Here is a 12,269-nt window from a genome sequence, read left to right on the forward strand (position 1 = left end):
GCTCAGCCGGCGTTTCGCGGTGGGCTGGCGTAGTCGCCCACCGGGGTCCGGAAGGCCACGTTGAGCCGGTTCCAGCCGTTGATCGCGATGATGGCCAGGGTCAGGTCCACCAGGGCCTTTTCGTCGAAGTGCCGGCGCGCCTCCCCGTAGACCGCATCGGGCACGTCGCGGGCAGACGCGAGCTGGGTGACGGCTTCGGTCCAGGCCAGCGCGGCGCGTTCGCGCGGGGTGTAGATCGGCGCATCGCGCCAGGCGGCAAGAAGGTACAGGCGCTGCTCGCTCTCGCCTGCGGCACGCGCATCCTTGGTGTGCATGTCCAGACACCAGGCGCAGCCGTTGAGCTGGGAGGCGAGGGTCTTGACCAGCTCCAGCAGGGAGGCTTCCAACCCGCTGTGGTGGACCTGTTTCTCCATCTGCAGCATGGCGCGGAAGGCGTCCGGGGATGCCGTCTGGTAATTCAGGCGCTGCGTCACGTTTCTCTCCTCCACCCGTGCCAATCAATCATTCAATTCTCTGCCCTTCCATGTCGAAAGTCACTTGCGCCGCCGCCCAGCGCCCGTGAGCATCGGGCGGCACGCCGCACAGCGCGAGCCGCCAACTTTCCGTCCGCCTCCAAGGAGAAGCCCCTTGCAACGTCGCGACTTCATCGCCCTGACCGGGCTTGCCACCAGCGGACTGCTGGTGCCCTCGTTCTTCGGCCGCGCCATCGCCGCCGAGGAACTGACGAGCGTGCTCGATCCCGCGCTCAAGAAGCGCCTGGCCGACGATGCCCTCACCGCCGCGAAGGATGCCGGCGCCACCTATTGCGACGTGCGCATCGGCCGCTACCTCAGCCAGGCGGTGATGACGCGCGAAGACAAGGTGCAGAACGTGATGAACCGCGAGTCGACCGGCGTCGGCATCCGCGTGATCGTCAACGGTGCCTGGGGCTTTGCCGCCACCAGCGACCTGAGCCAGACGGGCGTGGTGGCTGCGGCGAAGCAGGCCGCCGCCATCGCGCGCGCGAACTCGAAATACCAGTCCGTGCCGGTGCAGCTGGCCAAGGTACCGGCCTTCGGCGAGGTGAGCTGGAAAACGCCGATCCGCAAGAACGCGATGGAAGTGCCGATCAAGGACAAGGTCGAGCTGCTGCTGGGGGTGAACGCGGCGGCCATGGAGGCCGGTGCCAGCTTCATCAACTCGACGCTCTTCGCGGTCAACGAGCAGAAGTACTTCGCCTCCACCGACGGCTCCTGGATCGACCAGGACGTGCACCGCATCTGGGCACCGATGAACGTGACCGCGATCGACAAGGCCAGCGGCAAGTTCCGCACCCGCGCCGGTCTCTCCGCACCGATGGGGCTGGGCTGGGAGTACCTGGACGGAAGCGCCGCCGACAAGACCGTGCTACCCAACGGCGTCACCGTGTACGGCAACTCCTACGACATGCGCGAGGATGCGGTTGCCGCCGCCAAGCAGGCCCAGGAAAAGCTCAAGGCGCCGTCCATCAAGCCGGGCAAGTACGATCTGGTGCTCGATCCCTCGCACACCTGGCTCACCATCCACGAGTCGGTCGGCCACCCGCTCGAACTGGACCGCGTGCTCGGCTACGAGGCCAACTTCGCCGGCACCAGCTTCGCCACGCTCGACAAGCGCAGGGAGCACTTCCAGTACGGCAGCGACAAGGTCAACCTCTTTGCCGACAAGACCCAGCCCGGCAGCCTGGGCGCGGTGGGCTACGATGACGAGGGCGTGAAGTGCAAGCGCTGGGACCTGATCCGCGAGGGCAAGCTGGTCGACTACCAGACCATCCGCGATCAGGCCCACATCCTCGGCAAGACCGAGTCGGACGGCTGCTGCTACGCCGATTCCTGGTCGAGCGTGCAGTTTCAGCGCATGGCCAACGTCTCGCTCGCGCCCGGCAAGGAAAAACTCGCTCCGGCCGACATCGTCAAGGACGTGGAAAACGGCATCTACATCGTCGGCTCCGGCTCTTTTTCCATCGACCAGCAGCGCTACAACGCCCAGTTCGGCGGGCAGGTCTTCTTCGAGATCAAGGACGGCAAGATCGCCGCCCAGGTCGAGGATGTGGCCTACCAGATCCGCACCCCGGAGTTCTGGAATGCCTGCGTCGCCGTGGCCGACGAAAGCGACTACCGCCTGGGCGGCTCGTTCTTCGACGGCAAGGGCCAGCCGAGCCAGTCCTCGGCGGTATCGCACGGTTCCAGCACCGCGCGCTTCAACGGCATCAACGTCATCAACACCGCGCGCTCGCTCGGCTGACCCGGACCGGAGGAATACCCCATGAGCATCCTTACCGAAGAACAGAGCCGCGCGATCCTCGACAAGGTCATCAAGCTGTCGAAGGCCGACGAGTGCTCGGCCACACTGAATGGCGAAGTCGCGGGCAACATCCGCTTCGCGCTCAACAGCGTTTCCACCAGCGGCATCATCGACAACGCCGAACTGAACGTGATGGTGGCGTTCGGCAAGCGCACCGGCATGGCCAGCATCAACCAGTTCGACGACGCCTCGCTCGAGCGCGTGGTGCGCCACGCCGAGGAGCTGGCAAGGCTGGCACCGGAAAATCCCGAGTTCATGCCGGCGATCGACACGCAGGAATACAAGGCCAGCGCCACCTTCAGCGAATCCACCGCCGCGATCACGCCCGAGTTCCGCGCCGAGGTGGCGGCCAAGTCGATAGGCCCCTGCAAGGAAAAGGGTCTGGTGGCGGCGGGTTTTCTGGAAGATGGCCGGAGTTTTTCCGCCATCGCCAACAGCAAGGGCAACTTCGGCTACCAGAAGGCCACTTCGTTCAGCTATACCTGCACCGTGCGCACCGAGGACGGGCGCGGCTCGGGCTGGGTGGGCCGCAGCCTGAAAGACGCCTCGGCCTTCAAGCCCGAAGACGACATCCAGGTCGCCATGCGCAAGGCCGTCGAATCGACCGAGGCGCGCGCGCTGGAGCCGGGCAAGTACACCGTGGTGCTGGAACCTGCCGCCGTGGCCGGGCTGGTCGGCTTCATGATGTTCTTCTTCGACGCCCGCAGCGCCGACGAAGGGCGCAGCTTCCTGTCGAAGAAAGGCGGCGGCAACCGCGTCGGCGAACAGCTCTTCGACAGGCAGGTGAACATCATCACCGACCCCTGGGACGCCGACACGCCCACCCTGCCCTGGGACATGATGGGCCTGCCGCGCCGGCGCGCCGAGATCATCAAGGACGGCAGGGTCGCCTTCCTCAACTATTCGCCCTACTGGGCGCAGAAGCAGGGCAAGGACGCCACCGCCATGCCCGGCAACCTCCTGATGGCCGGCGGCAGCAAGTCCACCGCCGAGCTGGTCAAGGGCACGAAGAAGGGCCTGCTGGTGACGCGCACCTGGTACATCCGCATGGTCGATCCGCAGACGGTCCTTCTCACCGGACTCACCCGCGACGGCACCTTCTACATCGAGGACGGCGAGATCAAGTACCCGGTGAAGAACTTCCGCTTCAACGAGTCGCCGGTGATCATGCTCAACAACATCGACGAGCTGGGCAAGCCGGTGCGGGTGCAGGGCGACGAATCCCCGATCGCCATGGTGCTGCCGCCGATGCGCCTGCGCGATTTCACCTTCACCTCGCTGTCGGATGCCGTTTAGCCCTTCCGTCGGGGCATAGGTCGGCCCTACGCCCCCGACGTTGGCGATGGAGGGTGCCGGGGCCTTCCGTCGGGGGCGTAGCCTCGACCTACCGGCGCGGCGCGTCCGAGCCCTCACCCAGATGGCCGACCACGATGTCCATCAGCTCGTGGGTGATTTCGTCCTGGCGGACTCCGGCCAGCTCGCGCCGCACGCCTTCCAGGCGCTCGCCGACGGACTGCTCGGCCTGCTGCATCAGCGCCAGGCGCGCCGCGTTTTCGGTCACCATCGCCTCGGCCGATGCGCGAAACACGCTGGCGAAGATGTGGTTGCGCACCAGCGCCGAGAGCATGGCACCCGGTGCCAGGCTGAAATCCGGCAGCGCGGGCGCTGCCCAGCGCATCGGCGGTTGGAGCAGTGCCGGATCCAGCGGCAGGAGGACGGTGGTCGCCGCCTCGCGCGCCCCGCCTTCGATGCGTCGCGTCCACGCCAGCCGCACGCCCAGTTCCGCCAGCGGGCCGCCGCTGAAGCGCTCAACCCGCATGACGATCTCGCCGGAAAGCCGTCCGATGCCCTCCACCGAGGCCGGCGGGGTGAGGCGCTGGTCGACCGTCAGCCCGACATCCTCCAGCGCCCGCGCAAGCCGGGCACCGACGCAAATCAGCAGGGCCTTGTGTCTATTGTTCTGCGGGACGTGCGGCAACAGCGCGCGCGCGACCTGTTCGTTGTAGTTGCCGCAGAAGCCGTGGTCCGAACCGAAGGCGACGATCACCCGGCGCGTCACCCGCGGCAGGTCCAACTGCGCCCGGCCGCGCATGCGGAAGGCGAAGGCGGAAAACCCCTGCAGAATGGTGCGATGGTAGGCCCCGATGGCCTGTGCGGCGCGTTCGTAGGGCCCGACGTTGATCGCGGCGAGCGCCTTCATCGTGCCCACGATGCCGCGGATGCTGGAAAGCACCTTCTCCTGCTGGACGAGCTGCTCCAGGCCCTGGGTCATCCACGCCCCGCCGCGCGCTGGCGCGCAGCGCCCTCCGATCCGGCGTCGAGGGCTGCGCGCGCGACGTCGACGATGCGCTCCTGCTCGGCCTTGCCCAGCGCCAGGTTGCTTTCAATGCGCTGCGCGACATCCTCCAGCGCATCGCGCGCGGCGCGGCGCACCCGCCGCATGGCGTCGATGAAGCGCCCTTCGGCGATGCCGTCGAACAGGCCCTCCATCGCGGCGACCAGCACCGCGACCTGCTCCAGCGCCGGCATCGGATCGCGCTCGGCCTGGCGCAGCGCGGCGCGCACGCTGGCACCGCGCGCAAGGCGCGCGCGGACCGTGTCGTCCAGGCGCGTACCGAAGCGCGCGAACTCTTCCAGCTCCTCGAACTGCGCCAGCATCACGCGCAGGTTGCCGGCGACCGCGCGCAGCGCGCGGTTCTGCGCCTTGCCGCCCACGCGCGACACCGACAGGCCCGGATCCGCGGCCGGAAACTGGTTCTTGCGCACCAGCCGCGGCGAGAGGTAGATCTGCCCGTCGGTAATCGAGATCAGGTTGGTCGGGATATAGGCGGAAAGATTCTCCGCTTCGGTCTCGACCACCGGCAGGGCGGTGATCGACCCACCCCCGCGATCGGCATGGAACTGCCCGGCGCGCTCGAGCAGGCGCGCATGCACATGGAAGATGTCGCCGGGGAACGCCTCACGCCCGGGCGGGCGGCGCAGCAGCAGCGACAGCTCGCGGTAGGCGCGCGCGTGGTGGGTCATGTCGTCGAATACGACCAGCACGTCGCCGCCCTGGGCAGCGAAATACTCGGCCATGGTCATCGCGGCATAGGGCGCGATGTGGGACAGGCCGGGGGCTTCCTCGTCGCCGCTGCTGACGATGATGCAGCGGCCCAGCATGCCGCCCTCGTCCAGCGCGTGGATCACGCGCGCCACCGCATCACCGCGCTGGCCGATGGCACAGTAGACGCAGATCAGGTCCGAGCGTCGCTGGTTCAGCAAGGTGTCGATGGCCAGCGAGGTCTTGCCGGTCTGGCGGTCGCCGATGATGAGCTGACGCTGGCCCAGGCCCACCGGGATCATGGCATCGACCACCTTGATGCCCGTGGCAAGCGGCCTTGCGACCGGCTGGCGTTCCAGAATCCCCGGTGCCTCGGCCTCTATCGCATGCTGCGCCACCGCCACGACGGGCTCCCTGCCATCGCGCGGCCGGCCCAGCGCATCGACCACCCGGCCGAGCAGGCGCTCGCCCACCGGCACGCTGACCACCTTGCGGGTGCGGTACACGGCTTCGCCCAGGCGGATCGCCTCCGCCGGCCCGAGCAGCACCACGCCGAGGCGGTCGGGCTCCAGGTCCAGCACCAGCCCGCGCACGCCGCTGGCGAACACCACCAGCTCATCGGACAGCGCGCGCGCCAGACCCGAGACGATCGCCACGCCGTCGCCCACGTCGGTGACGATGCCGGTTTCGACCATGATCGGCGCGGGCGCAGGTGTCGCCCACAGGCGCGCTTCCCAGGCCGCGAACGCGGACTCGCCGGCAACACGCGGGTCGCCGCCGCCGGGCCGCGCCTCAGTGCTCATGATCGTCCGGGAACAGCACCGCGCGGGCGTCCGGATCCTGTGCGAACAGCCGCTCGAACTCATCCATGTAGCTGGCGATCGTCCACTCGACGCGGGCGCCGCCGATCTGCAGCACGACGCCGGGCGACTGCCCGGCATCGACCGAGAACCGCACCCGGATGCCGGGAAACAGCGCCGCCAGATCCGCCTGCAGGTCGTCCTGCAGCGGCGTGGCAAGCGCCTCGCGGCTGGTCACGGTGGCCTGCCGGCTGGCACCGGCTGCCGCCACGAGCTCATCGGCCATCGGTTCCAGCCTGCGGCCGATGTGGCGCACGATGCCGGCCTCGAGGGTTTCGTCGGCAAGGTCCTTGAGCGCGCGGCGCGCCAGCTGCGACAGCACCAGCGCACCGGCCTCCTGCAGATCCGCCATGAACTCCCGGCGCTCGCGCTCCAGATGGCGCTGCCACTCGCTGCGCTCCTGTTCGAGCTGCTCGCGCGCGTGCTGCATGAGCTGCGCGCGTGTGCCCTCGGTCGCGGCCAGCGCGTGGGCGATCCTGTCATCCTGCTCGGCCACGCTTTGCTCGTACTGCGCCAGGAAGCGCGCCTCGGCGGCCTGCGCCTCGGCGCGGGCCTCCTCGGCGGCGGCCATGCGGCGGGCGATCTCGGCCTCGCGCTGGTCGATGCCGTCGAGGATCGGGCGATAGAGAAAGCGCCGCAGCAGCCACACCAGCAGCAGGAAGTTGGCGACCTGCGCGACCACGGTGACCCAGTCGATCGACATGGTGGCTAGCCGCCGACGCTGGCGCTGACCGCGTTCCAGAACGGGTTGGCGAAAATGAGGATCAGCGCCACCACGAAGCAGTAGATGCCCGAGGATTCCACCATCGCCAGGCTGACGAACAGGGTGCGCGACAGCATCGGGGCGGCATCGGGCTGCTGGGCGATGGCACCCATCGCGGCGGCGGCGGCGCGACCTTCGCCCAGGGCGGCACCGAACGAACCGATCGCCACGGTCAGGCCCGCGGTCAGGATGGACACCAGTGCCACCAGGCTCAGTTCACTCATCGGGAATCCTCCGGCAGGGGTTTGGTACGCGGCTGGCTCATCGCCGCGGAAATGTAGACCGTGGCCAGCACGGCGAAGATGTAGGCCTGGACCATGCCGATCAGCAGGCCGAACAGGTCCATGACCACGGGAAAGAAGAAGGGCGCGATGCCGAGCAGGATGGCCACGATCACCGCGCCGCTCATCACGTTGCCGTAGAGGCGGATCGACAGCGAAATCACCTTGGACACCTCGCCCAGGAGATTCATCGGCAGCAGCAGGAACGAGGGCTGGATGAAGCTGCCGAGGTAGGCGCGCCAGCCGCCGTGCGCGATGCCGAAGGCCGGCACCGCGAACAGCACCACCAGGGTCAGCGCGAGCGTGGTGGACAGCGAGCCGGTGGGCGAACGGAAGCCCGGCACCACGCCCAGCAGGCTGGCGGTGGCGATGAACAGGAACACGCTGCCGGTCAGGTGCATTATCGGGCGTACCGAATAGGGCGTGATGGCGCGGATCTGGTCCTCGATCATCACCACGATGGTTTCGGCCAGGGTGCGCCAGCGGCCCGGCGGCACGTCCGGACGCAGCCTGCGCGTGATCCGCCAGGACGCCAGGGTCAGCGCCGCCATGACAATCCAGGTGTTGACGATGGTGGCGTTGAGGCGCAGGCCCCGGTATTGCCACAGCACCACGGTATCGGGCGTCAGCTCCATTCAGCGGTCCTCCGTGGCGGAAGGCCGCGGCGCGCGGGCGCGGCGCACCGCCACCGTGCGCGCCGCGAAGAACGCCGCCATGTAGCCGATCCAGCACGACAGCGGCTGCAGCCAGCGCGCCAGCGCGAAACCCACACCCAGCAGCAGGACCGCGCGCAGCAGGAAGCTGGCCAGCAGTATCGGGCCGGGCCGGGCCGAGCCCAGCGCCTTGTGCATGCCCCAGGCCAGCCCCGCGAAAAACAGCGCGCTGACCGCAAGCCCCGCGCCGAAGCCGGCCAGCAGGGCCACACCGTCAAGGGCTGTCATGGCGTCATTCATCGCCTGTCTCCGGTTCCTCGGGCACCTCGTCCTCGCGCGCGCCCTGCTGTTCCCGCGCGACCCACTCCCAGGCCACGAGGACGCCGACCACCAGGCCGCCCAGGATCAGCGCCAGCGGCCAGGAAAACGGCTGCGGCGCGACCCGCTCCAGCCACAGTCCGAGCAATGCGCCCAGCACGGTCGGCAGCGCCACCGACCAGCCGATCGCGCCGAAGGCACTCAGCCCGCGCAGCGGGCTCCAGGGCCGGCGGGCGCGGCTGCGCCGCATGCGTTCGGCACGCGCGCGGATGCGGTCGGCGGTGGCGCGGTCCATGTCGCTCATGCCGCCGGCTTCCGCAGTTCGGCAAACTGCCGCACGATGCCCACCTCCAGGCGCGACATCGCGGTGCGCGCCTCGCGCTCGGCCTCGTCCATCTCCAGCAAAGTCGCGTCGATGGTGTCCGACAGGCTGGCCAGATCCTCGCCGCGCACCGCGCGCCGCACCACGACCTCGACCCGCGCCCCGTGTTTCACCAGCAGGCCATGATCGATCCCGAAGAAATACTCGCGCCCGTCCGTGCCGGTCACGACCAGCACCGAGGGCACCAGCGGCGCGACGTGGTCCGCGTGCCGGGGGAGCAGGCCGAAGGCACCGTTCTCGGCCACCGCGAACACGCTGCGCGCCGACGCTTCGAACACCGTCCGGGTCGGCACCCGCAGGCTGAGCCGCATGTCGCCGGCGACGCTCACGCCGCGCTCCTCACCAACGGCAGGGCACCGATCATGTAGTAGTCCATTTCGCTGTCATCGAAGTGGCTGCGATCCAGTATCGCCTCGCAGCCGGCCAGGGTCTGCTCGATCGACACGCGGTGCCCCGGCGTCGCGCTGAAGGACTCGGCGGCATGGAAGGGCTGGGTCAGGAAGCGTTCGAGACGGCGCGCCCGCGCCACCACCGCGCGATCGGCGGCGGAAAGCTCCTCCATGCCCAGCATCGCGATGATGTCGCGCAGTTCCTCGTATTCGGCCAGGGTGCGGCGCACCGCGCGGGCGATGTCGTAGTGGCGCTGCCCGACCACGGCCGGGGTCAGCATCACCGAGCTGGAGGCGAGCGGATCGACCGCCGGGTACAGGCCCTCGCTGGCGCGCTTGCGCGAGAGCACCACCGAGGCGGAAAGATGCGAAAAGATGTGCACGGCGGCCGGGTCGGTGAAGTCGTCGGCCGGCACGTAGACCGCCTGTACCGAGGTGATCGCGCCGTTGCGGGTCGAGGTGATGCGCTCCTGCAGGCTGGCCAGCTCGGTCGCCAGGGTGGGCTGGTAGCCCACGCGCGAGGGCATGCGGCCAAGGAGGCCCGACACCTCGGCCCCGGCCTGGACGAAGCGGAACACGTTGTCCATCAGCAGCAGCACGTCCTGCCGAAGCTCGTCGCGAAAATATTCGGCCATGGTCAGCGCGGCCTTGCCCACCAGGAAGCGCACCCCCGGGGCCTCGTTCATCTGGCCGAACAGCATCACCGTCTGGTCGCGCACGCCGGCTTCGGCCATCTCGCGGTACAGCTCTTCGGCCTCGCGCGAGCGCTCGCCGATGCCGCAGAACAGGCTCACCCCGTGGTGGTGGCTGACGGTGTTGTGGATCAACTCGTTGATCAGCACCGTCTTGCCGACGCCGGCACCGCCGAACAGGCCGGTCTTGCCGCCGCGCTCGATCGGGGAAAGCAGGTCGAGCGCCTTGATGCCGGTTTCCAGCACCGCGCCGCGCACCACGCGCTCCTCCAACGGCGGCGGCGGGCGGTGGATCGGGCGACGCTGCCCGGTTTGCAGCGCCGGCCCGCCGTCGATCGGCTCGCCAAAGAGGTTCAGCATCCGGCCCAGCACGGCCTCGCCCACCGGCACCTCGATCGGCGCGCCGCTGGCCGTCACTTCGCCCCCCAGACCCAGGCCGCGCACCGGTGCCAGCGCGATGCAGCGCACCGTGTCCTGATTCAGGAGGCTGGCCACTTCCAGCCGCAGGGCGCCGGCATGCAGCATGTCCTGGATGCGCGGCACGGCACCGGGGAAGCGCACGTCCACGACGTCGCCGCGAATCCTGGTCACCGTTCCCGTGGCGCGTTGGCTGGACAGCGTGGCATCTCCGCGTCGCGTCATGAAGCCCCATGGTATTGCAAGATGCGCGCTTCGACGCGACGAGGCGACGACGCGCGCGGTGATGCTACTGTCTGGCCTTCGCAGCGCCCGCGCGCCGCACCCGTACCACACCTCCAGGCCGCCCGCCCTTGCTTCGCTCCGCCCGCCCGTCAAAAGCTCCCGTCATGAGTCGCGCGCAGTTCCTGCGCGGGCTGCTGGCCGGAGGCGCGGCACTGGCGCTGGCCCCGTGGGTCAGCGCCAGTGCCAATCCCCAATCGCCAATCCCCAATCCCCGGGGCGGCGCTGGCACCGGCCCGTATGACTTCCACTTCACCCGCCTGCGCTACGACTCGGGCGACTGGGACGTGGACGCGCGCATGCCCTCCAACCTCATCACATCGCTGATCGATTACACCCACCTGCGGATCGATCCGGTCGAGCACGTGGTGGCGCTGGCGGACCCGCGCATGCTGACCGCGCCGTTCTGCTACCTCGCCGGTCACACCCTGGTCGAGTTCAATCCCGAAGAGCGCCGCAACTTCGAGCACTACGTGAAAAACGGCGGCTTCGTCTTCGTGGATGACTGCAACCACGACATCGATGGCCTGTTCGCGCGCTCCTTCGAGGCGCAGATGGCCTCGATCTTCGGACCCAGGGCGCTGCGCAAGCTGCCCAACAATCACCCGATCTACTCCAGCTTCTTCCGCTTCCCCGATGGCCCACCGGCCACCAGCTTCGAGCTCAACGGCTGGGGCGACGACCTGGTGCACGACTACCTCAAGGGCATCGAGGTCGACGGCCGCCTGGGCGTGCTCTACAGCAACAAGGACTATGGCTGCGAGTGGGACTACGACTGGCGCAACAAGCGCTTCCTTGCCGAAGACAATACCCGGTTCGGCGTCAACATCATCATGTACGCACTGATGGCCTGAAACCTCCATGCAAATTCCCGAGAACGAAGCCGCCGTGTCGCAGCGGATCGAGCGCCTCGACGCCCTGCGTCGCGCCATCGCCACCGCCGTGGTCGGCCAGGAGGCCGTGGTCGAACAGCTCCTGATCGCGCTCCTGGCTGGCGGCCACTGCCTGATCGAAGGCGTGCCGGGGCTGGGCAAGACCCTGCTGGTGCGCTCACTGGCGCAGGCGCTGGCGCTGGACTTCCGCCGCGTGCAATTCACCCCCGACCTCATGCCCAGCGACATCCTCGGCGCGGAGCTGCTGGAGGAGGACCGCGGCACCGGGCACCGCCAGTTCCGCTTCCAGAAAGGACCGGTCTTCACCCACCTGCTGCTGGCCGACGAGCTCAACCGCACCCCGCCCAAGACCCAGGCCGCGCTGCTGGAGGCCATGGCCGAGCGCACCGTGAGCTATGCCGGCACCACCTATGCCCTGCCCGCGCCGTTCTTCGTGCTGGCGACCCAGAATCCGCTCGAACAGGCCGGCACCTATCCCCTGCCGGAAGCCCAGCTCGACCGCTTCCTGCTGCACGTGATGGTGTCCTATCCCGACGAGGACGATGAACGCGAGATCCTGCACCAGACCACGGGCGGCCCGGCCGCGCTGGTGCCGCGGGTGATGGGTGCCGACGATGTGCTCGCGGCGCAGGCGCTGGTGCGCGGGATCCACGTCGGCGATGACCTGCTCACCTGGATCACCCGGCTGGTGCGCGCCAGCCGCCCCGACGATCCGCTGGCACCGCCCGAGGTGCGCGGCTACGTGCGCTGGGGTGCCGGCCCGCGCGCCGGGCAGTCGCTGGTGCTGGCCAGCAAGGCCCGCGCCCTGCTGCACGGACGCCTCGCCGCCACGCGCGAGGATGCTGCCGCGCTGGCCGCGCCGGTGATGCGCCACCGCCTGCTGCTGTCGTTCGCGGCCGAGGCCGAAGGCAAGTCGGCGGACGAGGTGATCGCCGCGCTGCTGCGGGCCGTGCCGTATCCCGCGCCTTGAGCCG

13 protein-coding genes and 1 pseudogene are annotated in these 12,269 nt (G+C 69.0%); 4 read left to right on the top strand and 10 right to left on the bottom strand.

The window, feature by feature from the left end; translation table 11 throughout:
- Positions 1 to 2: 2 nt before the first annotated feature.
- The gene (locus WB794_RS05615; RefSeq protein ID WP_337334865.1) at positions 3 to 473 is read right to left on the bottom strand and encodes a carboxymuconolactone decarboxylase family protein; all 471 of its coding nucleotides are present in this window, start codon (positions 471 to 473) and stop codon (positions 3 to 5) included.
- A gap of 154 nt (positions 474 to 627) precedes the next feature.
- Between WB794_RS05615 and WB794_RS05620 the strand changes: the two genes are divergently transcribed.
- Positions 628 to 2,262 (top strand): TldD/PmbA family protein, encoded by a 1,635-nt coding sequence (locus tag WB794_RS05620; protein WP_337334866.1) that lies wholly within the window; start codon positions 628 to 630, stop codon positions 2,260 to 2,262.
- A 21-nt stretch (positions 2,263 to 2,283) separates the two neighbouring features.
- On the top strand, positions 2,284 to 3,618 hold the full coding sequence (locus WB794_RS05625; RefSeq protein WP_337334867.1) for a TldD/PmbA family protein: 1,335 nt from the start codon (positions 2,284 to 2,286) through the stop codon (positions 3,616 to 3,618).
- Positions 3,619 to 3,706: 88 nt separating this feature from the next.
- Here the strand turns inward: WB794_RS05625 and WB794_RS05630 are convergent, their stop codons facing one another.
- Genes WB794_RS05630 through atpD form a run of 9 tightly spaced genes read right to left on the bottom strand, consistent with a single transcriptional unit; the run spans position 3,707 to position 10,345 of the window.
- Positions 3,707 to 4,594: a F0F1 ATP synthase subunit gamma gene (locus WB794_RS05630; RefSeq protein ID WP_337334868.1), complete on the bottom strand. Its 888-nt coding sequence runs from the start codon at positions 4,592 to 4,594 to the stop codon at positions 3,707 to 3,709.
- Positions 4,591 to 6,168, bottom strand: coding sequence for a F0F1 ATP synthase subunit alpha (locus WB794_RS05635; RefSeq protein WP_337334869.1), 1,578 nt, complete (start codon positions 6,166 to 6,168; stop codon positions 4,591 to 4,593). The genes WB794_RS05630 and WB794_RS05635 overlap by 4 nt, the downstream gene beginning before the upstream one ends.
- On the bottom strand, positions 6,158 to 6,928 hold the full coding sequence (locus WB794_RS05640; protein WP_337334870.1) for a F0F1 ATP synthase subunit B family protein: 771 nt from the start codon (positions 6,926 to 6,928) through the stop codon (positions 6,158 to 6,160). The genes WB794_RS05635 and WB794_RS05640 overlap by 11 nt, the downstream gene beginning before the upstream one ends.
- A 5-nt stretch (positions 6,929 to 6,933) precedes the next feature.
- Positions 6,934 to 7,212: a F0F1 ATP synthase subunit C gene (locus tag WB794_RS05645; RefSeq protein WP_337334871.1), complete on the bottom strand. Its 279-nt coding sequence runs from the start codon at positions 7,210 to 7,212 to the stop codon at positions 6,934 to 6,936.
- Entirely contained in the window at positions 7,209 to 7,904 is a 696-nt protein-coding gene (locus tag WB794_RS05650; RefSeq protein ID WP_337334872.1) for a F0F1 ATP synthase subunit A, read from the bottom strand. Before WB794_RS05650 ends, WB794_RS05645 begins: the two co-directional genes overlap by 4 nt.
- Entirely contained in the window at positions 7,905 to 8,210 is a 306-nt protein-coding gene (locus tag WB794_RS05655) for an N-ATPase subunit AtpR (RefSeq protein WP_337334873.1), read from the bottom strand.
- A gap of 4 nt (positions 8,211 to 8,214) precedes the next feature.
- Positions 8,215 to 8,544 carry an AtpZ/AtpI family protein gene (locus WB794_RS05660; RefSeq protein ID WP_337334874.1) on the bottom strand — a complete coding sequence of 110 codons (330 nt, stop codon included), beginning with the start codon at positions 8,542 to 8,544 and terminating at the stop codon, positions 8,215 to 8,217.
- Positions 8,541 to 8,951, bottom strand: a complete 411-nt coding sequence (locus WB794_RS05665; protein WP_337334875.1) for a F0F1 ATP synthase subunit epsilon — start codon at positions 8,949 to 8,951, stop codon at positions 8,541 to 8,543. The genes WB794_RS05660 and WB794_RS05665 overlap by 4 nt, the downstream gene beginning before the upstream one ends.
- Positions 8,948 to 10,345: a F0F1 ATP synthase subunit beta gene (gene atpD, locus WB794_RS05670; RefSeq protein ID WP_337334876.1), complete on the bottom strand. Its 1,398-nt coding sequence runs from the start codon at positions 10,343 to 10,345 to the stop codon at positions 8,948 to 8,950. The genes WB794_RS05665 and atpD overlap by 4 nt, the downstream gene beginning before the upstream one ends.
- Before the next feature lie 290 nt (positions 10,346 to 10,635).
- Here atpD and WB794_RS05675 point away from each other — a divergent pair.
- Together WB794_RS05675 and WB794_RS05680 are read left to right on the top strand one after the other, a co-directional pair.
- Positions 10,636 to 11,256, top strand: a pseudogene (locus WB794_RS05675) (DUF4159 domain-containing protein); the annotation flags it as partial.
- 7 nt (positions 11,257 to 11,263) lie between these two features.
- Entirely contained in the window at positions 11,264 to 12,265 is a 1,002-nt protein-coding gene (locus WB794_RS05680) for an AAA family ATPase (RefSeq protein WP_337334878.1), read from the top strand.
- Positions 12,266 to 12,269: the final 4 nt, after the last annotated feature.

The organism is Denitratimonas tolerans (assembly GCF_037203605.1).
GTDB lineage: Bacteria > Pseudomonadota > Gammaproteobacteria > Xanthomonadales > Xanthomonadaceae > Denitratimonas > Denitratimonas tolerans.